We start from the raw sequence: 21345 nt of genomic DNA, 5'->3' as shown, positions 1-21345 counted from the left end.
GGACTTGATTCTATTGTCGGCCGTTTTTCGCAGGGAAAATCCCTTAGTTATTCAATGTAAGCACCAAAAAATAGAGCTGCCCCCTGGCCACCATGTGCCCGGCAGTGTAATCCGCCCAGTCATCGGCACCGCAGAAAAGATCCACCCGGCCCGGCCCCTTGATGGCACCACCGGTATCCTGGTTAAGCACAAACAAAGACGCCCTGGGCCATGCCTCTTTGGGTTGGCCTATACCGGCAGGCAGTGCCGTCTGGATAAAGGCCAGTCCGCCTTTGGGAAAAAGTTTGGTATCCGTGGCAATGGAGCGCACAGGCGTTACGGTGACATTGATGCAACCAAAGGGGCCGCCCTTCCCTTCCTTGAAAAACACAAAGCTGTCATTGGTAAAAAGCACTTCGTCCATGCGGTCCGGGTGGGTGGAGAGCCATTCGCGTATGGCCTGCATGGACATCTTCTCCTTTGGTACTTCGTTTTTATCAATGAGATATTTGCCCACCGCACTGTATTTACGGCCATTAACCCCGGCATAGTGGAGGCGCGCAATTTCCCCATCGGCAAGTGATACCCTTCCCGATCCCTGAATCTCCAGAAAAAACCGGTCAATACGGTTGGCCAGCCAGACCACGGGCCGGGCTTTTTGTGCAAAATCCAACTGATTGTTGATCTGCTCCCGGGTGTAGTAGGGTCTAACCCTGCGAGACTTTGAATCAACACGCGCCATGAGCCGTTTATGCCCTTTATATGCATCGGAAAACGCCGACAGATCAATCTGAAACAGATCATCGGGCATGGCGTAGACCGGCCAGGGATAGCCCGGACCCGGGGTACGGCTGCCCGGATAGGTGGGTTCAAAATAGCCGGTAAACAGTACATCTTTATTTGCGCCGCCGATACTTTTATATACCGTATACGTTTCCCGGATAAACCGGTTCAGGTCTTTGGCCGACGGCCTGGTTTCAAGAAAGGCTTTAAAGGTTTCAAGGGAAGAGATCATATGAGAGGCATTGTACACATCATTTCCATACTCATAGGTCCGGGTTGCCGGCACCCGTTTAAAATAGACAAGACTCTGGTCAATGGCGGCCCCAAGGTCCTGCAAAAACAAGGTATCCGTAAAGTCAGGCAGGTCTGACTCAGCCACCTTCACCAACGGATTTTCCCGGGGAGGTTCCACTTTTTTCCGATCCCCGCACCCCAAGGTTCCGGCAAGGATCAGTATCAGTACTAAATAAAGTAAGCCATGATATAATGTTTTCCGTTTCTTATAAATCTGTTTCTTTTCCCGATGCATACAAAACCGGACAGATTTTTGTTCAAGTCGCTTCATCAGCCTCACCTTCTGTTTGAACAAATTTCCTAAAAACTTGATAGTCGAGTTTCAGGGGCTGTGTATGTGCCGCTTTTTCCACCGGATTTAAAGGCCAGATGAATATTGGAAATTTCCATGCCTTTATCATAGGCCTTGCACATATCATAAATGGTCAGGGCTGCAACACTGACTGCTGTCATGGCTTCCATCTCCACCCCTGTTTTTTCGGTCAGCGACACTTGTGCCTCAATATGAATACAGCTGTTTTCCCTATCGTCAAAAAAATTCACCCGGGCATGGGTGATGTTCAGCGGATGGCACATGGGAATCAGGGACCAGGTCTGCTTGGCCGCCATGATCCCTGCAATGCGTGCTGTTTCCAGCACATTTCCCTTCTTGACCGTTTCATCGACAATGGCTACCAGGGTCTCCGTGGACATAAAAACCGTCCCTTTTGCCACGGCAACACGTTTTGTAGGGGACTTTTGCCCCACATCCACCATTCTCACACGGCCCTGGCCGTCAACATGGGTGAATTCGTTCACAGCAACTCCTTTAACTCGTTGGTATAATGAATTCCCAGCACCCAGCACCCAGCACCCAACAGCCAACAGCCGACCCAAAGGGCGCTAAATTCAGGAGACATCAGACAAACACCTGGGTTTTGGCGGTGGCTTCAGTTTTTATCCGGTTCAAGGCCAGGGTTAAGGCATCAATCACATGCTCCCGGATATCGCCTGCCACGGCCAGAAACATCACATCATCGCCCACCATCAGCGGCATATCGGAATTGATATGCACCAGCACTTCCACAATTCCGGGCATGGCCCGGGTCTGGTCTATAATCCGATCCAGTTTTTCCTGATCTACGGTTACAGTCATGCCTGATACAGGCCGACCGTCCCGGGAACTGTCCCGGACCACCCCGTTATGGTAAAGCACCATTCCGGCTTTGGAAAAATCGGGATGATTTTTCATCTGGTTTATCATTGCAGGTAAATCCATAGGTCCTCCGTATATATGTGATACTGGATGATCGAATTATACATATTCTCTTTGCTCCCGTCCATGACCCGTATTCAATACTTGGACCATGCCCCTGGCTGTTTCAAGGTCGGCGGGGGTGTTCACATTAAACTTAAAACGCAACTCCGGGTCCAGGGATTCAAGCGTTTGGGGCGAAATCTGCTTGACCCTTTCGGGCTTATAAAATTTTTTAATCATAAATACCTTTTTTTCAAGATTGGTTTCAATCCTTGGCAAACAGGATTTATGATACAGGGCCGACAACGGTTCAAGCCCTTCCCAGCTTCTGGGTATGATAATCTGCTTGCCGGAACACCGTTGCGCAAAAAGGTACCGGATGACCTTCTCATTGACAAAAGGAACGTCACAGGCCGTTACATAGCTCCAGTCAAAGCCGGCATGAAACAGGCCTGCATGCAGTCCGGCCAGAGCGCATTGGGACGGATCAATATCCGTTACAACCAAAGCGTCAATATCTAAAAAAAGTGCCGGGTCATTAACGACCAGAATCACTTCTTTGAACACCCTGGAAAACAAAGAATGAATCCGTGCCAGCATGGTATTTGCCCCAACCCTTTGAAATGCCTTGTTTCTACCGGGAAACCTGCGGTTACACCCACCAGCCAGGATCACGCCCGTGCAATCGATCTTTTCCAAATATCTTTAATACCTTCTGCTTTAATTTCTTCCGAACTCCTTAATCTTAATCTTCATTATATGAATCCGGATAAAAAACAGCAATTCTAAATATGCATCTTTATTCGTTGAAAACGCGCACAAAGCCACCAAGACACAAAGATTTTTATTCTACTTTGTGCCCCTTTGTCTCTTTGAGGCTTTGTGCGAGAATAAAATTTAGAATTGCCGGATAAGAAATCAAGGTGTTGCCGTGCTAAAAAAAAGATGGTAGAAAAAACTTTTAGGGCATATCCGAACACTTAAGAAGGGATACCATGACAAAAAAAAAGAGCATTCTCAATGATCAGGATTATAAACGGATCATCACCCGCATTGCCTACGAAATCATTGAAAAACATAAAGGGGTAAAAAACCTGGCCTTAGTGGGTATCCAGACCCGGGGCGACTTTCTTGCAAAACGTCTGGCAGAGCAGATCGCCGCCATTGAAGGCACAACTCTGCCTGTAGGATCCATGGACATCAACATGTACCGGGACGACTGGACAAAAATCAGCCACCAGCCCACGGTAAGGCCCTCGAACATCCCCTTTTCCGTGGATGATAAAGAGATCATCTTGGTGGATGACGTACTTTTCACCGGAAGGACTGTCCGGGCTGCCATGGAGGCGTTGATGGATTTTGGCAGGCCTTCCCGCATTGAGCTCGCCATCCTGGTGGACAGGGGTCACAGGGAACTGCCCATCCAGGCAGATTACCAGGGTATTTTTGCAGACACGGAATCGGACGACATGATCCATGTTCATGTCCTTGAACAAGACAACGAAGACTGCGTTTACAGGGAACTTAAATTTTCATGAGCGCCCACTCCCATCGTACATCTTTGCCCAGGCACCTCAAAATTGCCATCTTATCCATGTCTTCCACCCGGACTTTTAAAAACGACAAAAGCGGGTTATGGATAAAAAAACAGGCCAAAAAAGAGGGGCATGACGTGGTGATTCACCAGGTGATTCCAGATGATGCAACCGCTATCACAGATGCGCTTGGACATATTATTGAGCGCATCGGTCCCCATGCCGTTATCATGACCGGCGGTACCGGCATCAGCCCCAAAGATGTCACCATAGAAGCGGTCCGGCCTCTGTTTGACAAGGAACTGACCGCTTTTGGGCCGGTATTTGCCCAGCTCAGTTTTGAACAGATTGACTCTGCCGCCATTTTGTCCCGGACCACGGCAGGCTTTATAAAAGGCACAGCCGTATTCTGCATACCCGGCAGTCTCAACGCCTGCAAACTGGCTTGCACCAATCTGATTTTCCCGGAACTTGGACATTTAATTAAACATGCAAAGGAATAAATTATGAAAGAACTTGACGCGTTATTAAATGACTGGAAAGATAATGACAACCAGACCCGCAAGGCATTTACCGAGCTTGTGGACTATGTCAACACCCTGCCCGACATTACCCTTGACTTTGTCAGCCGGCCCGGCGTGAGCTACTCTTTTCGCCCCCGGCACACGGCCCAGACCAAGCGCCCGCTGTTTGCCATGGTAGATGTCATTGATGATGATCCGGATGACCGGTGGCTGTCTGTCTGCTTTTATGGAGACCTGGTCACCGATCCCCGGGAGATAGGCGATTGGGTGCCCGAGGGCCTTCTGGGCGAAGACGCATGCTGCTTTGACATGTATGAATATGATGCGCAGGACATGGCGCATCTCAAAGAACGGATTTCCGAAGCACACGGCAACGCCCCGGAATAATTGTTAATCCGGGACTACAGTACTATTTTTCACAGGAAACATAGTATTGTATCCCCGGATTGTAACGCTTACACTGAAAAGCGGATATTTAAAATATCCCCGTCCCGGACCACGTAATCCTTGCCCTCCACATAAAACTTGCCGTTCTTTTTCAGCTCTGCTTCCGAGCCAAGTTCCATGAGATCATCATACTTGAACACTTCGGCCCGGATAAACCCGCGCTCAAGGTCGGAATGGATAACACCTGCGGCTGTGGGGGCCTTGGCTGCCTTTCTCACCAGCCATTGCCGGACCTCATCTTCCCCCACGGTAAAAAACGAAATCAGGTTCAATGATTTCAGACAAAGGGCAGTCAACGTTTCCAGGGCTGTGGATGTAATCCCTAAATCCTCAAGAAACTCCTGTTTTTCCTCGGCGCTGTCCAGCATGGCAATTTCCGCCTCCACCTTGGCCGATACCAGCATCGCCTCTATGGTCAGGGCATCGCAACGCTCTTTAAACGCATCCAGAATAGCTGTATTGCCAAGATCATCTTCGGCCACATTGACCGCGACCACCAATTTTTTCAACGTAATAAAGGGGTAGGAGCGAATCAGTTTGTCCTCATCCTCGGATAACTCAAGCAGGCGCAGCGGCAGTTCCTGTTCCAGGTGGGCCAGCATCTTCTCCATGAGGGCCAGCTCTTTTTTCTGGTCTTCATCCTTGATTTTCTTGACCATGGCCGAGAGTCGCTCAATACGCTTTTCCACAAAAATCTGGTCATGCATCACAAGTTCGGAATTGACCATGTCAAAATCGCGCAGGGCATCCACACTGCCTTCGGCATGGTAAACAGCCTCATCCTCAAACGCCCGGACCACATGGCAAATCGCATCCATGTCGGATATATCTTTAAATATATCTCCTTTGGAAATGGTCTCAGCCTCCATTTTGGGCAAAAGCACCAGATCAAGACGCGCCTTTACCGCTTTTTTAGGGGCATACATCTCCACTAACCGGTCAAACCTGGAATCCAGAATGTCAGCGGTACCCGGCACCGGATTAAAGGCCTTGGCCGGATCCGTAATCTCGTTTCCGGTCAAAATCTGAAACAATGTTTTCTTCCCTGTCTGGGGAAGTCCGATAATGCCTACTTTCATATTTTATGTGTATCCTTTTTCTAAAGCGTCAGAATTTCCATTTCCCAGCACCCAGCACCCAGCACCTAACACGCCCAAAGGGCGCTAATTTAATTATACCATATTTAAAGTTTCAAAGACCTTTGCCGGCATCACCCTTTTTTTCACGGGATCGTGTTCAACGCGGGCAGCCACATGGGCGGCGTCATGGGGAAAGACCAGCAGGGCATCTTCGGCAACGGCCCGGTCCAGCATAAGTTTCTTTTCGTCCACCAGCCGTTCGGCAAACCGATCATATCCCATGGTGATGGGCAGGTTTACCCAGGGCACGCCCGGGATAAGATCGCCGGTGCAAATAACGGTACCGCTTTGGGCCTGAATCCAGGAACTCAGCATCCCCGGGGTGTGTCCCTGGCTCTGGAAAAATTCAACCGCCAGGCCACCCACAACCAGACGCTCTCCGCCCTGCTTGAGTACGAGACGCCCTGTGGCCTGGAGCTTTTCAGCAAGCCCTGGAATAAATGAGGCCCGGTCACGGTAATGCGGGGATTTGGAATGTTTAAAATGTTCCTCTCCCACCACGAAAAGGGCATTGGGGAACAGCAGCTCCGGTTCCCGGTCCGGTTCCCAGGCGCTTAAAAGCCCGCCGGCATGGTCAAAATGAAGATGAGACAAAACAACATGACTGATGTCTGAATCACTTAACCCCTGTTCTGCCAGGGCATGCAGCAACATATGCGTTTCTTCTTTAACGGCAAAGCGCGCTTTCATGTCAGGGGAGAGATATGCGCCGCACCCGGTCTCAAATAATAGATTATGATCCCCGGTCCTTACCAGCAGACAGTTTGAAGCAATATCAATCAATCCTCTTTCATCTGCCTGGATCCATTTTCGCCACAGGGCTTTAGGGGCGTTGCCGAACATGGTGCCGCCGTCCAGCCGCATGCTGTTGCCCCGGATAACAATAAATGAAGTTTCCTGCATAACATTCACTCCCTCTAAATATCGTTAAACCAAAGTAATTTTTCGTTTTTCCGGGTCTGGATGGCAGCGGTAAAGCACAGCCACATGGCCGATGGTTCCGGCAACATGACATTTAAGACGCGCTGCAATTTCATCAAGCAAAGCGGCTTTTACGTCTTTTTCCTTGTGATCAATAAATTTTATCTTAATCAGTTCGGATGCGTTCAGGGCATTGTCCATCTCCTGGGTCAGGGCTGTTGTCACGCCCTTTGCCCCCACAAAGGCCGAAGGATTTAGGTTATGGGCAAGGCCCCTTAGGTATTTGCGCTGGGCGCCGGTCAGTTGTGTCACGTCAGATCCTTAAATTAAAGTTTATCTTTCAGGTCCGGTATATTATCATAAACCAGGGTTTGTGGATATAGCCCGATTCAGGCGCATCAAAACAATCGCTTATAAAAAAACATCTGATTATGGGCCTAAGGTAAAATCGAGTACACCCCAATTATCTGATCTTGCAGGAAATCTCAATGAGATAGTCGGTCAGTTTAAAATTTAATGCTTGACTCGCCCAAAAAACGCGTTTATATAAGCTTAATATATTCATAAAAAGGAAAAACCTTATGACCACCCGCAAAACAGGCAACTTTTATTTTTACTTCCGGTATTATTTTTATACCGGCCTGCCTGTATTGCGCTAAATAAATCATTTTTTTTAAAAGCCGCAGGCAGACACCGCCTGCGGCTTTTTTATTTGAAGTTTCAGGCGACAAGAGCCCGCGAAAGGAATCGTCATGAAACAGATTAATGATGTAAATGTAGAGTCATTTTTCACCCTGACCTCCCCGGAAGCCATACGAAAAGAACTGCCTGTGCCCGAGAAAACTGCCGAAAATGTACTTGCCGGCCGTCGGGAAATCCAGAACATCCTGACCGGAGAGGACAAGCGCTTGATGGTCATTGCAGGTCCCTGCTCCATCCATGACATGGATGGGGCCATGGAGTATGCCCAAAGGATGAAGGACCTGCGCGAAAAAGTAAAAGATAAAATCAGCCTGATTATGCGGGTCTATTTTGAAAAACCCAGAACCACCGTGGGCTGGAAGGGGCTGATCAATGATCCCTTCCTGGATTCATCCTATAATATGGAAGAAGGACTTCGCAGAGCAAGATCCCTGTTAATCAACATCAATGCCTTAGGTCTGCCGGCAGCCACGGAAATTTTAGATCCCATCACCCCCCAGTACATTGCCGGGCTTTTAAGCTGGGTTGCCGTTGGTGCACGCACCACAGAGTCCCAGACCCACCGGGAGATGGCCTCGGGACTATCCATGCCGGTGGGATTCAAAAACGGTACGGACGGCAGCCTGGCGTCCGCTGTCAATGCCACCCAGGCCGCAAACGCCCCCCAGCATTTTCTGGGCATTGATCCAGACGGCAAAACAGCCGTTGTCTCCACTCTGGGCAATCCCTTCGGCCACATCGTCCTGCGCGGCGGGGCCACACCCAACTACGATCCCGTGTCCGTGGGAAAAGCCCAGGACCGGCTCAGGGAAAAAAACCTTTTAGACGCAGTGATCATTGACTGTTCCCACGACAACTCCGGCAAAAAACACACAGGTCAATCCTTTGTATTTAAAAGCGCCGTGGATCAAAGGCTTGACGGCAACGACAGAATTGTGGGCCTGATGCTGGAAAGCAACCTGTTTGAAGGCAATCAGAAGTGCAAGTGCAACGGGGATGCAGACACGCTTAAGTACGGGGTCTCCATCACGGATGAATGCATATCATGGGAAACCACGGAAAAACTTATCCATTGTGCATTTGACAAGCTCTCTTAAACGGAGCCACGGAAAGCACGGAAAGACATTGTCTTCCGTGCTTTCCGTGGTTATAAACCAATTGCAACATCTCCGCATATTTCATTTTTGCACCTACATTGTCGCATATAAAATACCAAGTCGCTTTTTTGCATTGCTCCCTTGCCTATCTTTTTTTACCTCCCCCTTGCCAAAAATATAATACGCCTTATTTTTCAATCTATTGCATATAAGTTGAACATTAAGCATATAATGGCACAGGCTTTGCTATGCTGTATCCCGAAGATCCTGAAAACATGGATCTCGGCAATTTGAATTAAACGAGACTGGAGATATTTAAAATGAAACAGGCGGTATTTGTAAGCAGGGACAAAGCTCAATTTAAAGAACTTGAAATAATGTTGGGCCAACACAGCATTGATGTAAAATGGTGCGCAACCGGCAAAGAACTTTTATCCCTGATTGCCGACACCCCTCAAGGGCAATGGATTGATCTGGCAATCATGGAAGAAGTCCTGCCGGACATGGATGCCAAAGCCCTTGTGGAAGCCGTCACCACCCAAAGCCCCATGACCAATTGTGTGATTACCGGCACCATGGATAAAAAGCGGTTCCATGATGTCCATGAAGGATACGGTGTACTGATGCAGCTGCCTGTTCAACCTGGACAGGATGATGCCCGAAACCTGGAAGACCACTTGAAAAAAATCAGGTTGATAGGGTAAAGGGAACCACCCTGACCACAAGGAGATAAAACAATATGATTATCAGCATAGCAAGCGGAAAAGGCGGCACAGGCAAGACCACTGTGGCCACCAATCTTTGCGCAAGCCTTGATGCAGACTTTATGCTTTTAGACTGTGACGTGGAAGAACCCAATGCCCACCTTTTCCTGAACCCAACCTTCACTGGAAAAGAAAGGGTCAATGCCCCTGTGCCGGAAGTGGACCTGAGCCTTTGCACCTATTGCAAAAAATGTATGGAGATCTGCCGATACGGCGCCATTGCCGTGGCCGGGGAAACGGTGATGACCTTTCCGGAACTCTGCCACTCTTGTGGCGGCTGCGCAGTTGTCTGTCCGGAAAAAGCCATCACTGAAATAGACCGCTTCATCGGCACGGTAGAAACAGGCACCCTGAGTCTGCCCCAAAATCCGTCCTTCGGCCGGGGGCTGATGGATATCGGCCAGGTTATGGCACCACCGGTCATCAGGCAGGTTCGGCAGCTTGAGAAAGAAAAAGACCTCACCATTATAGATGCCCCGCCGGGCACCTCCTGCCCCGTGATTGCCTCCATGAAAGGCGCGGATTTTGTGCTTCTGGTCACCGAGCCTACGCCCTTTGGCCTGCATGATTTGACCCTGGCTGTGGAAGCGGTGAAACTGTTAGGCATTCCCTGCGGTCTTGTGATCAACCGGGCAGGTATTGGCAATGATGATGTTAAAAACTATGCCCAGGATGAAAACATACCGGTTTTACTTGAGATTCCCTTTGACAAGCAAATTGCTTCGGCCTACTCAAAGGGCGAACTGCTTGTCCAGGCTCTGCCGGCATACAAAGAGAAGTTTAAAGACCTGTACACATCCATTGAAGCAATCGTAAACCGGAAAGGGGAGGCCTGATGAAAGAACTTGTTATTTTAAGCGGTAAAGGCGGAACCGGGAAAACCAGTTTAACAGCAGCATTTGCAAGTCTTGCCGAAAATATGATGCTTTGTGACGCGGACGTGGATGCCGCAGACCTGCACCTTATTATGGACCCGGATATTCAAGAAACCCATGATTTTGCAGGCGGCTATAAGGCAGAAATTATCCCTGACGCCTGCACCGGCTGCGGCCAGTGTATGGAACTTTGCAGGTTTGACGCCGTTAAACCGGTCGAAGGCGCAGGGATATTTTGTATTGACGACCTTGACTGTGAAGGTTGCGGGGTTTGCGCAGATCTCTGTCCTGAATCGGCCATTAAATTTGAGGAAAATGTCTGTGGACAGTGGTTTGCTTCGTCTACCCGGTTCGGGGAGATGATCCATGCCCGCTTAGGCATTGCAGAAGACAACTCAGGCCGGTTAGTGGCCCTGGTCAGAGACGAGGCCCGAAAACGTGTAACGGCCGACCACATTGACCTCCTGCTCACAGATGGCCCTCCGGGTATCGGATGTCCGGTTATTGCCTCTATCGGTCATGCCAATGCGGTTCTCATCGTGACAGAGCCCACGGTTTCAGGCATCCATGACATGGAACGTGTCGCCCAGTTGGCCGCCCATTTTAAAATGCCGGCCATGGTCTGCATCAACAAATACGATTTAAACCCGGATCAGGCCCGGGCCATTGAAGTCATCGCCAAAGAAAAAGAGATGGTCTTTGTGGGAAAACTCCCCTTTGACCCGGCATTCACAAAAGCCATGGTGCAGGGCAAATCCATCATGGAAACCCATGCGGACAGTCCTGCCGCAGCACAAATCAAAGAGATCTGGAACCGGGTTATGGAACATCCGGCCATGAAGATGGACAGATTGTGCTGACACGAACCATGACAAGATTGACATTAAGTCAACAACCCCTCGGCTGAAGACCGAGGGGCTTGTGGGGAAGCCCGCAAGCCCGGTTGATTAGCCTCAGCCCTGCGTTATTGGTAAGCGGGGCTACGTTACCGCAGAATACATAGGTACTTCGGGATACAGATCCGACCAATCATCCACACGTTCCGAACGTTACGGTCAGTGTTTAAATATCTGTGAGGGTAGCAGAAGTGATGCTGATATTAAAAACCTGCGGATAACATTGGCAATGTGGATCACTGGTTTTGGCAGTTCCAGAACAGAACATGAGAGTTTTTGTTACAAAAACTGCCACACAAAAATAGGCTTACATCCACTACCCTAAAAGGATAGTGGTTTTACGCCTAAGCCATAAAAAAGACAATATTTTTTGGCATCCTTCATTTACCAGTTTACACTTTTTGGAGCAAGCACCCTATTTTTTAGCAATCATTCCCAAAAGAGTGTAAAGTACTTTGGGGGTGATATGAAGGATGCCTATTTTTTAAGGTTAAATATACACAAGTAAAGGAGTAAGTACGAACTATGGAAAACGGTAGAATTGCAATTCCCTCCAACGGTCAAGGAGGACTTTCGGGTACCCGCGCAGGTCATTTTGGACATTGCGACGTATTCACCTTTGTGGATGTCAAGGAAGGAAACATTGAAACGGTATCCACCATCCCCAACCAGGAGCATGCCCAAGGCGGCTGCATGGTGCCTGTAAACCTTCTGGCCGAACACCGGGTGAACGCCCTGATCGTGGGCGGCATCGGCATGCGACCGCTCATGGGCTTCCGCCAGGTGGGCATTGATGTGTATCATGATGACCAGCGCCCGGATATTGAGCCTGTGGTCATGGATCTGATTGCCGGCAAACTTGAACAAATTAGAAATGACCAGGTATGTGGCGGCGGCGCTCGATAAAACATCATAGGATAAAAAATGAAAATAGCGATCACATCAACAGGCAAAGACCTTGATGCCCAGGTGGACCCCAGATTCGGCAGAGCGGCCTATATCATTGTGGTGGACACAGACACCCTGGATTTTGAAGTCATCGATAACTCTGAAAATAAAAATGCCTTTAAAGGCGCCGGCATTACAGCGGCCTCGTCGGTCTGCGACAAAGGCGCACAGGTATTGATCACTGGGTTCTGCGGCCCCAATGCATTCAAAACCCTTGACAACGCAGGCGTAAAAGTAGCAAATGACGCCTCGGGCAGCATCAGGGATACGATTGAAGACTATAAAGCCGGTAAATTTACATTTGCCGACGACGCCAATGCCGAAGGACACTGGTAGAGAGAACTGAATGAGGAGTGCATCCTGTTATGGTGACGCCTTTTACCCCTGTCTTACCTCCGTTTCATTTAATAAGGTGCCAACACAGCACAAAGGGTACTCCGGGGGGGGCTAAAAGCCCCCCTATCAGCTTAATTTTTTAACTCTTCATGGTTTAAAAGGAGCTATCATGCCTTTATATGATTTTCATTGTCCGGAATGTAACCGAGTTATTGAGCTGCTAATGAGAAGCCCGGATGACCAGGCAGTCTGTCCCGAATGCGGTTCTACCCGCCTTGAAAAACGCATGGCAGCCCACTCAAGTCTTTCGGGTAAATCCGGAAATTCCCTGCCCGGCCCCAATGATACAGCCTGCTGCGGCTCCAGGCCCGGGGAAAAAAGCGGGTGTGCCGGTCCCGGTTCCTGCTGCGGCAGGACCTTTTAAGACGACGTTGCAAAGTTCTTCAGCCTTTAAAAAACGGATAAAACGCCGTATTTCCGGAAGACCCCAGGTCTTTTTTGCCGTATGCCCGCCGGGCCTTGGCGGGATTTGTGAAAAAGAACTGATGCGGATCTCCCAACAGGCAGGAGAAATATTTTCAGATAACTACAAAATCAATAAGATTAAGGTGCTTCCCGGGGGGATTGAATTCACAACCCGGCTGAAAACCGCCTGTCTGGCCAATATTCTGATGGGATCAGCCACCCGGATTCTCATGCGTCTCGCATCATTCAAGGCCGATGGCTTCAGGCGGCTTGAAGAACAGATTAAAGCCATTGACTGGGAACTATACCTGCCGGCCCAGGCCCTGCCCGATATCAGGGTCACCACCCACAAGTCGCGCCTGTATCACTCCACAGCCATTGCCGACCGGATCAGACCCGTTGTTCATGACCGGCTGTTTTTAAAAAATGCCCCCCGGCATTATGACGTTACCGGATCAACCGCTGTTCCTCCCCAGACCCTGATGGTCCGCGGGGAGAATGACAGATTTGAACTCTCCCTGGACATGTCCGGAACGCCTTTGTACAAACGGGGTATCAAAGAAAAAATTCTTAAAGCACCGTTGCGTGAAACGCTGGCTTTTGCCATTCTGACCCGACTGAATCTGTCTGAAAAGGACATGATAGCCGACCCCATGTGCGGTTCCGGCACCTTCAGCTTAGAGGGCGCCATGATGCAGTGCGCATTGCCTCCCGGTACATTCAGATCCTTTGCCTTTGAAACCTGGCCGGGATTTGAGGAAAAAAGTATCGTCCATGCCCGTAACAGACTTATGGACGCAGCCAAGGCGGACACGGCCCCCCTGGCGTTCCCCCCTATTCTGACCCGGGATCTGGACCGGACAGCCATTGACCATCTGAAACAGACCTGTGCCCGCCACAGGGTGTTTCAACGTATCTGCCCGGTCTGTGATGACTTTTTCAACATGACGCCCCCATCCATTACAGACAACCAGGGCGTGGTGGTTCTGAATCCACCCTATGGCATCCGCCTGGATAAAAAAGATAACATCACAACCTTTTATAAAGAGATCGGGTACAAGCTGACTGCTGATTTCAAAGGATGGCGGGCAGGCGTTGTCTGCCCGGGAAAAAAAGAGTTCCATGCACTGAACCTGGGACTGTCAACCATGCCCCTTTTCCATGGTGGACTCAATCTTTATACCGCCATCGGGCTGATCGGCAGGTAAGTTAAACAATGGCGAATTTTAAAACACATCTTACCGTAGCAAGCATAGGAAGCAGCATGGCGGCAACCATGCTGTTTGCATCAGCAGTTGCATCTCCCCAGGAAGTCGTGCTTTACGTGATTCTCGGGGTAGTGGGCGGCCTGTTGCCGGACATTGATTCAGACAGCTCTTTAACGGTGCGGTTATTGTTTACATTTGTTGCGACATTTATATCATTTTTGGTCATGTTCAAGCAGCGGGCGGACAACACAGTGATGGAGCTGTTCATTCTCTGGGCGGCAAGTTTTATTTTTATAAAATTTTTTGTTTTTTCCTTGTTCACGAAGCTGACGGTGCACCGGGGCATAATCCATTCCATACCGGCGGCGGTGGCCTTTGGATGCATGGCGACAATTGTTCTGAACCGCGTGTTTCATTTCAATGATTTTGTATCCTGGATGGGCGGGGGATTTGTTTTCAGCGGCTCGATCCTGCACCTTATACTTGATGAACTGTACAGTATTGATTTCGCACGCTTTAAAGTGAAAGCATCTTTAGGGTCGGCGCTTAAACTCGGAAGCATTAAAAAGATGAAGGAAACCATTGCCGTTTATATGCTCATTGCCCTTTTATTTGTGGCCATGCCCAGTCCGACCCGTTTTTTTTCCGTGATTTTTGCCCCCCAAACCTATAAACACCTCGAATTTTTCCCCAGTGGAAAATGGTTCAGCGGGCTGTATGCCGAGATTAAGAAAATAGATATCAGAAAATGGGATAAAAAACATGATTATCGGAGTACCCAAGGAGATCAAGTCGGAGGAGAACCGGGTATGCATGACCCCGGCCGGCGTGGAGGTGATGGTTGAAAACGGACATAAGGTGCTGGTTGAAAAAAACACCGACGACGCTTACACCCGGGCCGGGGCCAAAATAGTCAACATCCCCTTTGGGCTGAACGATACATCCGTTGACAAGTTGCTGAACTGATCAAGGCCATATATACCAATTGCTTCCGTTGACGTGCCTTGCCGGCGACTTTAAATCCGGCGCATCTGTGGCAGATTTAATTCTGACCATGGGCCTAAAGCAACGGGCTTGAATCGTGAGATTCGAAAGGCGAAGAGAATCAATCCGGCTACACAAACCCTTTTTCACTGATCAGCAGTAAAATCTGCTGAACCGCCTCATCCGGGGTCAGGTTGGAGGTGTCAATGGACAGCTCCGGGTTTGAAGGTTCTTCATATGGATCATCCACCCCGGTGAAGCCCTTGAGCAATCCTGCCTTGGCTTTGGCATACATGCCTTTGCGATCCCTTTTTTCGCACACGCTGATGGGGGTGGCCACATGGATTTCAAAAAATCCGCCATGGGCTTCGATGGATGTACGTATTTTTGACCTTGTACGTTCGTAAGGGGCAATGGGGGCACAGATGGCAACGCCCCTGTTCTTGGTGATCTCAGAGGCCACAAATCCGATGCGCCGGACATTGATATCACGGTGTTCCTTGGAAAAATTAAGCTCTGAAGACAAATTGCGCCGGACAATATCGCCGTCCAGAAGGGTTACGGGCCGGGTGCCGACTTCCATAAATTTTGAATACAGCACCTTGGCAATAGTGGATTTCCCGGCCCCGGAAAGCCCTGTGAGAAAAACGGTAAATCCCTGACCGGCAGGGGACGGATAGGAGCGGCGCAATTCTTTGATGACCTCTGGGAAACTGGCCCATTCCGGTATATGTTTGCCCTTTCGAACCCGGTCACGAATATGGTCATTGGTAAAAGAGAGGGTTTCCTGGCCGGCCTTGACCTCGCTGGCCAGCTTAAACTCATCCTCAAAGGGCAGATAGACCATCTCTTCAAAAAAGACAGGTTCAATACCGATCTCCTGGCCGGCATCCTGGGCCAGTTCCCTGACCTGGGGGGTATCGTAGAAGGGATTTCCGCAGCTGTCCCGTCCCGGGGTTGCATGGTTATGCCCGATAACAAAGTGGGTACACCCAAAATTTTTTCCGATGATCATGTGAAGCACCGCATCCCGTGGACCTGCCATCCGGGCGGATAACGGCAGGAGATTGAGCATATAGGTGTCCGGGGGATAATGAGCGGCCACCTTCTGATAACAGCGCATCCGGGTATAATGGTCAAAATCGCCGGGTCTGGGGATACCTGCGATGGGCAGCATCAGCAGATTGGCCTTGGCCTTTTTCATGGCCTGGATGGTTAGCTCGAACTGGGGACGGTGAATGGGCTGCCGGGTCTGGAACCCCACAACCCGCTTCCATCCCAGCTTACAAAACTGTTGCCGGACCTCTGACGGTGTGTTGCGAATCTGCTTAAAATCAGAATGGATGGGCAGATTTAATGCTTCGATACTGCCGCCAACGTAGTATCTGTCGCCTCTCCCATGAAGCCGAGCCACCTCATCATGGATCATATCCGTCGTGCCGTAAACCGCCATGGCCTCTTTTTCCCGGTCCGCCTGCCAAATGTCCTCAATGGCCATGATACCTAAGGGAAATCCTTCCGGGTCACGAAGCACAGCGGACTGGCCGGCCTCAATCCGGTCTGAAAGATCCCGGGAGATATCAAGGCAGATGGGGACGGGCCAAATTTCACCGGAAGGCAGACGCATGCGGTCCAGAACGCTTTCGTATGCTTCCCGGGTCATAAATCCGTTCAGCGGACTGAACACACCAGTGGTCAATAATTCAAAATCACAGATTTGACGCAGTTTCAATGTGATATCCGGTAAAGAGGACAACAACTGTTTAAGTGCGGTATGGCGTTCCTGATCCACCAGAAGATTGACAAGAGAGGCGTCTTGGGGCATGTAACTATCCTTTAAATAATAATCGTCTTTATTTTTTATGAAAAAACCGAATGATCCATCAAAATCTTTCGTGATTGCCTATCCTTGGCAAACTCAGTACCTATAGAGCAAAATCAGTCAGACTGTCAAGATTAACGAACTGGGAAACAGAAAAGGCCGGAAAACCTGTCGGGTTTATCGGCCTTTCCAACGATCTGTCAGTGGATATTATTATTTCATCAACACCTTATGACTATTGATCAAGGTGTCCACAACGTCAGGATCAGAAAGTGTGGATATATCGCCAAGCTGATCATACTCATCCGTTGCAATCTTTCTTAATATACGCCGCATGATCTTGCCCGACCGGGTCTTGGGCAGATCCGAAGCAAAATTGATGATATCCGGCGTGGCAATGGGCCCGATTTCAATTCTCACATGCTGTTTCAGGGCAGCCATCAGTTCATCGGAGGGGGCGACTCCCATATTCAGGGTAACAAACGCATAAATCCCCTGCCCTTTAATATCATGGGGAAACCCGATGACTGCGGCCTCAGCCACATCAGTGTGACTTCCCAGGGCTGCTTCCACCTCTGATGTACTCATGCGGTGTCCGGACACGTTAATAACGTCATCCACACGGCCTGTGATCCAAATATAGCCATCCTCATCCCTGCGGCAGCCGTCTCCTGCAAAATAATATCCGTCAAACATCTGAAAATACGTCATTTCAAACCGGTCATGATTGTTATAAACCGTACGCGCCTGACCGGGCCAGGGTGCCTTGATCGCAAGGATTCCCTCGCAGGCCCCTGCCAGTTCTTTCCCGTCTTCACTAAGCACCGCAGGCTGCACAGAGAAAAACGGCAGGGTAGCGGAGCCGGGTTTCTGATCAATGGCATAGGGCAACGCAGAAATCATGATGCCGCCGGTCTCTGTCTGCCACCAAGTATCTACAATGGGGCACTGCCCCTTTCCCACCTGTTTATGGTACCAATGCCACGCCTCGGGGTTGATGGGCTCACCCACGGACCCCAAAACCCGCAGAGAGGAGAGGTCATATTTTGCCACCCATTCCTCCCCCTGAGCCATGAGTGACCGAATGGCAGTGGGGGCGGTGTAAAACTGGTTGACTTTCCATTTGTCAACAGTGGCCCAGAACCTACCGGGATCCGGATAGGTGGGTACGCCTTCAAATATAATGGATGTGGCCCCCTGGGAAAGCGGACCGTAAACAATATAGGAATGGCCCGTAACCCAGCCGATATCTGCCGTACACCAGTAAATATCGCCTTCGTGGTAATCAAATACGTATTTAAAGGTAGCCCCGGTATACACCATATATCCGCCGACATTGTGCTGAACCCCCTTGGGGGTGCCTGTGGAGCCTGATGTATAGAGAATAAACAGCGGATCTTCCGCATCCATCCATTCCACGGGGCACTCAGCACTCTGGGCCTGGGCGGCCTCATGCCACCATACATCCCGATTCTCTACCATATTAACGTCGGAACCGGTTCGCTTGACCACAAAACAGGTGCCGACAATGTGTCCCAGGTCTGTACACATACCAAGGGCCTGATCCGCATTACTCTTGAGGGGAATGGCCTTGGCCCCGCGCATGACACCATCCGATGTCACCAGAATCTTGCAATGGGAATCCATGATTCTGTTGGCCAGGGCCTCGGAAGAAAAGCCCCCGAATACAATGGAATGAATGGCCCCGATCCTGGCACAGGCCATCATGGTGATGGCCAGTTCCGGGATCATCGGCAGGTATATGGCCACACGGTCGCCCTTGCCCACCCCGCTTTCTTTCAGGGCATTGGCAAAGCGGCATACTTTTTCATGGAGCTCACGATAGGTGATCACCATATCCTCATCCGGACTGTTTCCCTCCCAGATCAAAGCGGCCTGGTCACCCCGGGTATCCAGATGACGATCCAGGCAGTTGTATGTAATATTGGTCTTGGCATTTTTAAACCATTCAATGAACACCGGTCCCCTGGACATGCTGTAGTTAAAATCCCGGACCTTGTCCCATTTTTTTTCCCAGTAAAACGTTTCTGCGATTTCACCCCAGAACCCTTCAGGATCTTCCACGGATTTTTTGTACATCGCCTTGTATTCGTCCATGGATTGAATCCAGGCATTTTTACGAAATTTATCCGGCGCATGAAACATGTTCTCGTTCATAATATTAAGTTTCTCCTTCAGGCATTATATATAATTTTTATTTAAAAACATTTATATTCAAAGCAAGCTTTATACCGGGGACGAATTTCAAATATAACATCCTGATAATAGATAAAATATCAAAAAAATTGATTTCATACAGTAAAAAAACAAAATACAACAAAAGTTGTAGATTTTTTTCGATTAAATACAAAAAAACGTTTTATATTAATAATGTAGAGCAATTCACAATAAAAATTGTAGATACAATTAAATTGTAGACAGACCGACCTATTCCTGTTCGCGTAATTTTTGAAGGCGCTTGCTGAGCGCCTGCTGTGAAATACCCAGAATCTTGGCTGCGGCAGACTGATTCCCCCCTGTATGAGCCATGGCTTTTTCCACCAGCGCATTTGCGGCTTGTTTCAGCGTCGGAAGTCCCGGATCTGAGGAGATAGCAGCACCGGGCCCATGATCGCCATGAGTGAAAATATTAAATAAATCAGCAGAGAAGGTCCCGCCCTGGTATCTGGACATGGCATCGTAAACCATGGATTTCAACTCCCTGATATTTCCCTTGAACGGATATGTTTCCATGGTTTCAATAAGACGTTTGGGGATATCAGGCACGGGCTTGTCCAGTTCATCAGCGGCCTGGCAGATAAACCGGTCCAGAAGCAGGGGAATATCTAAAAGGCGTTCCCGCAGCGGCGGTATGGTCAGCGTATGTGTGGAAAGGCGGTAAATCAGATCCTTTCTGAATTTGCCCTGTTTTTCAAGTGCCCACAGATCCTGGTTCGTGGAAGCAATGATCCGGGTATCTGAATGCCGGGTAATATCCGACCCCAATGCCAGATAATCACCTTCCTGGAGCAGCCTGAGCAGCTTGACCTGAGAGGACAATGCCAGATCGCCGATCTCATCCAGCATCAAAGTTCCCCCGGAGGCTTTAAGTATCAACCCGGGCCGGGCGTTCCGGGCGCTGGTAAATGCGCCGGGTACATGGCCGAACAACGTATCTGAAAACATATTGTCATCCAGTCCCGCCACATTGACCTTAACCAGTTTCCCCTTGCGACCGCTTAAGTTGTGAATGCACTGGCTGATCAATTCCTTCCCCACGCCTGTTTCCCCAAAGATCAGCACCGGCTGGGGAGACGGCGCCACAGCTTCAACATAATGAAAAATCGCATGCATCTGACTGTCCTGAGTGATGATGGCGCTGAAAGCGGCAGGTTTTTTTATCTGGGTAAACAACTCCTGGTGCAGGGATTTTGAAAGCAACCCCGGGGCCTGTCCGCCATCAAGGGCCTGTTTCACCGACTTGACCAGGCGATCCGGATCAACGGGCTTGAGGATATAATCCATGGCCCCGATCTTCATACATTTAACAGCCGTATCTACATCAATATTCCCTGTAAGCACAATCACAGGGATTCTTGGCCAGGTTTTGCGAATACTTTTCAACAGGTGGGTGCCGCTGATATGGGGCATATTCAAATCCAGGAGGACCAGTCCGGGAATCTTGCGTTCCATGGTCCTGATCACATCCCTTGAATCCTGGATGGCAGTGATGTTGTCAAAACCGGCCATTCGCAGCGTTGTTTCTACTTCAGCAAGGATCTTTGGATTATCATCCACCAGGAATATGGGATTATCCGGATTTGGGGAATTCAAAACGCTTAAAACCTCCTTCTTGCCGGCACAATTTAAAGGATAGGTCACCCTATTTTTTAACTATTTTAAAACACAATGGTACGCAACTTGCTATTTATAATTTCAAGATTGGACACACAAATCAAGTATTTATTTAAAAATCGGATAATCTTTTGAACACCCTTTGCCGGGGATGCTGTATCTTCCCGGCAACCTGTGTTATGTAAGAGCCTGTTTGATAATTGATGAATCGGCTGCAATTCCATGAAATTTCGCTTCGATCCCCTAATTATCAAACAGGCTCTAAATAACATCGGAAAGGCCTGATGGTTTTCCGGTGTTTTTTATATCAAAAAACGCCATCAGGATAAAATTAATACAATAATATATAGACAAGAAAAATATGTCAAAAAACATTAAAAAGTAGTGGAATTATACTTCAAAAAGTGTTATAAGGATTGATATGAAAGCAAATCAAGCACTTAAAATACTTAGGGTATCTAAATCCACTTTAAGAAATTATATTAAAAGTGGAAAGATTAAAGCCACTAAATTACCAACCGGTAGATATGATTA

24 protein-coding genes are annotated in these 21345 nt (G+C 49.1%); 14 read left to right on the top strand and 10 right to left on the bottom strand.

The window, feature by feature from the left end; all coding sequences use genetic code 11:
- Nucleotides 1-43 precede the first annotated feature (43 nt).
- From mltA to mobA, 4 genes are all read right to left on the bottom strand, one after another.
- Entirely contained in the window at nucleotides 44-1327 is a 1284-nt protein-coding gene (mltA, locus tag HXW94_RS11660) for a murein transglycosylase A (RefSeq protein ID WP_246293923.1), read from the bottom strand.
- A 29-nt stretch (nucleotides 1328-1356) separates the two neighbouring features.
- Complete coding sequence (gene moaC / locus HXW94_RS11655) at nucleotides 1357-1854, bottom strand: cyclic pyranopterin monophosphate synthase MoaC (RefSeq protein ID WP_178367074.1); 498 nt, start codon at nucleotides 1852-1854, stop codon at nucleotides 1357-1359.
- Nucleotides 1855-1954: 100 nt separating this feature from the next.
- Complete coding sequence (locus HXW94_RS11650) at nucleotides 1955-2314, bottom strand: molybdenum cofactor biosynthesis protein MoaE (RefSeq protein ID WP_178367073.1); 360 nt, start codon at nucleotides 2312-2314, stop codon at nucleotides 1955-1957.
- 36 nt (nucleotides 2315-2350) lie between these two features.
- Nucleotides 2351-2992 (bottom strand): molybdenum cofactor guanylyltransferase, encoded by a 642-nt coding sequence (gene mobA / locus HXW94_RS11645; RefSeq protein ID WP_178367072.1) that lies wholly within the window; start codon nucleotides 2990-2992, stop codon nucleotides 2351-2353.
- A 296-nt stretch (nucleotides 2993-3288) separates the two neighbouring features.
- Between mobA and pyrR the strand changes: the two genes are divergently transcribed.
- From pyrR to HXW94_RS11630, 3 genes are read left to right on the top strand one after another with little or no spacing between them, the layout of a single operon-like run.
- The gene (gene pyrR / locus HXW94_RS11640; RefSeq protein WP_178367071.1) at nucleotides 3289-3831 is read left to right on the top strand and encodes a bifunctional pyr operon transcriptional regulator/uracil phosphoribosyltransferase PyrR; all 543 of its coding nucleotides are present in this window, start codon (nucleotides 3289-3291) and stop codon (nucleotides 3829-3831) included.
- Nucleotides 3828-4331 (top strand): MogA/MoaB family molybdenum cofactor biosynthesis protein, encoded by a 504-nt coding sequence (locus tag HXW94_RS11635; RefSeq protein ID WP_178367070.1) that lies wholly within the window; start codon nucleotides 3828-3830, stop codon nucleotides 4329-4331. Before pyrR ends, HXW94_RS11635 begins: the two co-directional genes overlap by 4 nt.
- A gap of 3 nt (nucleotides 4332-4334) precedes the next feature.
- Nucleotides 4335-4739, top strand: coding sequence for a hypothetical protein (locus HXW94_RS11630; RefSeq protein ID WP_178367069.1), 405 nt, complete (start codon nucleotides 4335-4337; stop codon nucleotides 4737-4739).
- A gap of 68 nt (nucleotides 4740-4807) precedes the next feature.
- On the opposite strand, the gene ychF is transcribed toward HXW94_RS11630, so the two are convergent.
- The 3 genes from ychF to HXW94_RS11615 all read right to left on the bottom strand — a co-directional run bounded on the left by ychF (nucleotide 4808) and on the right by HXW94_RS11615 (nucleotide 7171).
- The gene (ychF, locus tag HXW94_RS11625) at nucleotides 4808-5878 is read right to left on the bottom strand and encodes a redox-regulated ATPase YchF (RefSeq protein ID WP_178367068.1); all 1071 of its coding nucleotides are present in this window, start codon (nucleotides 5876-5878) and stop codon (nucleotides 4808-4810) included.
- Between the two features lie 93 nt (nucleotides 5879-5971).
- Nucleotides 5972-6841: an MBL fold metallo-hydrolase gene (locus HXW94_RS11620; RefSeq protein WP_178367067.1), complete on the bottom strand. Its 870-nt coding sequence runs from the start codon at nucleotides 6839-6841 to the stop codon at nucleotides 5972-5974.
- 24 nt (nucleotides 6842-6865) lie between these two features.
- Nucleotides 6866-7171 carry a YhbY family RNA-binding protein gene (locus HXW94_RS11615; RefSeq protein WP_178367066.1) on the bottom strand — a complete coding sequence of 102 codons (306 nt, stop codon included), beginning with the start codon at nucleotides 7169-7171 and terminating at the stop codon, nucleotides 6866-6868.
- Nucleotides 7172-7611: 440 nt separating this feature from the next.
- On the opposite strand from HXW94_RS11615, the gene HXW94_RS11610 reads away from it, so the two are divergent.
- The 10 genes from HXW94_RS11610 (at nucleotide 7612) to HXW94_RS19535 (ending at nucleotide 15116) form a co-directional block, all read left to right on the top strand.
- Nucleotides 7612-8658 carry a 3-deoxy-7-phosphoheptulonate synthase gene (locus HXW94_RS11610; RefSeq protein ID WP_178367065.1) on the top strand — a complete coding sequence of 349 codons (1047 nt, stop codon included), beginning with the start codon at nucleotides 7612-7614 and terminating at the stop codon, nucleotides 8656-8658.
- A gap of 320 nt (nucleotides 8659-8978) precedes the next feature.
- The gene (locus HXW94_RS11605) at nucleotides 8979-9362 is read left to right on the top strand and encodes a hypothetical protein (RefSeq protein ID WP_178367064.1); all 384 of its coding nucleotides are present in this window, start codon (nucleotides 8979-8981) and stop codon (nucleotides 9360-9362) included.
- 35 nt (nucleotides 9363-9397) lie between these two features.
- Nucleotides 9398-10258, top strand: a complete 861-nt coding sequence (locus HXW94_RS11600; RefSeq protein WP_178367063.1) for an ATP-binding protein — start codon at nucleotides 9398-9400, stop codon at nucleotides 10256-10258.
- The gene (locus HXW94_RS11595; RefSeq protein WP_178367062.1) at nucleotides 10258-11157 is read left to right on the top strand and encodes an ATP-binding protein; all 900 of its coding nucleotides are present in this window, start codon (nucleotides 10258-10260) and stop codon (nucleotides 11155-11157) included. Before HXW94_RS11600 ends, HXW94_RS11595 begins: the two co-directional genes overlap by 1 nt.
- Nucleotides 11158-11718: 561 nt before the next feature.
- Nucleotides 11719-12099, top strand: a complete 381-nt coding sequence (locus HXW94_RS11590) for a NifB/NifX family molybdenum-iron cluster-binding protein (RefSeq protein WP_178367061.1) — start codon at nucleotides 11719-11721, stop codon at nucleotides 12097-12099.
- 18 nt (nucleotides 12100-12117) lie between these two features.
- Nucleotides 12118-12477 (top strand): NifB/NifX family molybdenum-iron cluster-binding protein, encoded by a 360-nt coding sequence (locus HXW94_RS11585; protein WP_178367060.1) that lies wholly within the window; start codon nucleotides 12118-12120, stop codon nucleotides 12475-12477.
- Between the two features lie 169 nt (nucleotides 12478-12646).
- Nucleotides 12647-12901, top strand: coding sequence for an FmdB family zinc ribbon protein (locus HXW94_RS11580; protein WP_178367059.1), 255 nt, complete (start codon nucleotides 12647-12649; stop codon nucleotides 12899-12901).
- On the top strand, nucleotides 12864-14150 hold the full coding sequence (locus tag HXW94_RS11575) for a THUMP domain-containing class I SAM-dependent RNA methyltransferase (protein WP_343054596.1): 1287 nt from the start codon (nucleotides 12864-12866) through the stop codon (nucleotides 14148-14150). Before HXW94_RS11580 ends, HXW94_RS11575 begins: the two co-directional genes overlap by 38 nt.
- Nucleotides 14151-14158: 8 nt before the next feature.
- Nucleotides 14159-14995 carry a metal-dependent hydrolase gene (locus HXW94_RS11570; RefSeq protein ID WP_178367058.1) on the top strand — a complete coding sequence of 279 codons (837 nt, stop codon included), beginning with the start codon at nucleotides 14159-14161 and terminating at the stop codon, nucleotides 14993-14995.
- Nucleotides 14964-15116: a hypothetical protein gene (locus HXW94_RS19535; protein ID WP_343054595.1), complete on the top strand. Its 153-nt coding sequence runs from the start codon at nucleotides 14964-14966 to the stop codon at nucleotides 15114-15116. The genes HXW94_RS11570 and HXW94_RS19535 overlap by 32 nt, the downstream gene beginning before the upstream one ends.
- Nucleotides 15117-15264: 148 nt before the next feature.
- Here the strand turns inward: HXW94_RS19535 and HXW94_RS11560 are convergent, their stop codons facing one another.
- The 3 genes from HXW94_RS11560 to HXW94_RS11550 form a co-directional block, all read right to left on the bottom strand.
- Nucleotides 15265-16959 carry a bifunctional sulfate adenylyltransferase/adenylylsulfate kinase gene (locus HXW94_RS11560; protein ID WP_178367056.1) on the bottom strand — a complete coding sequence of 565 codons (1695 nt, stop codon included), beginning with the start codon at nucleotides 16957-16959 and terminating at the stop codon, nucleotides 15265-15267.
- A gap of 210 nt (nucleotides 16960-17169) precedes the next feature.
- Entirely contained in the window at nucleotides 17170-19134 is a 1965-nt protein-coding gene (gene acs / locus HXW94_RS11555) for an acetate--CoA ligase (RefSeq protein ID WP_178367055.1), read from the bottom strand.
- A gap of 270 nt (nucleotides 19135-19404) precedes the next feature.
- Nucleotides 19405-20790, bottom strand: a complete 1386-nt coding sequence (locus tag HXW94_RS11550; protein ID WP_178367054.1) for a sigma-54-dependent transcriptional regulator — start codon at nucleotides 20788-20790, stop codon at nucleotides 19405-19407.
- Nucleotides 20791-21232: 442 nt separating this feature from the next.
- On the opposite strand from HXW94_RS11550, the gene HXW94_RS20355 reads away from it, so the two are divergent.
- Nucleotides 21233-21345: helix-turn-helix domain-containing protein (locus HXW94_RS20355; RefSeq protein ID WP_178367053.1), on the top strand; the 113-nt coding region annotated here is incomplete at its 3' end.

The organism is Desulfobacter latus (assembly GCF_013389365.1).
Classification (GTDB): domain Bacteria; phylum Desulfobacterota; class Desulfobacteria; order Desulfobacterales; family Desulfobacteraceae; genus Desulfobacter; species Desulfobacter latus.
The sequence above is the reverse complement of the archived record's forward strand: the minus strand, read 5'-3'. Positions and strand labels throughout refer to the sequence as shown.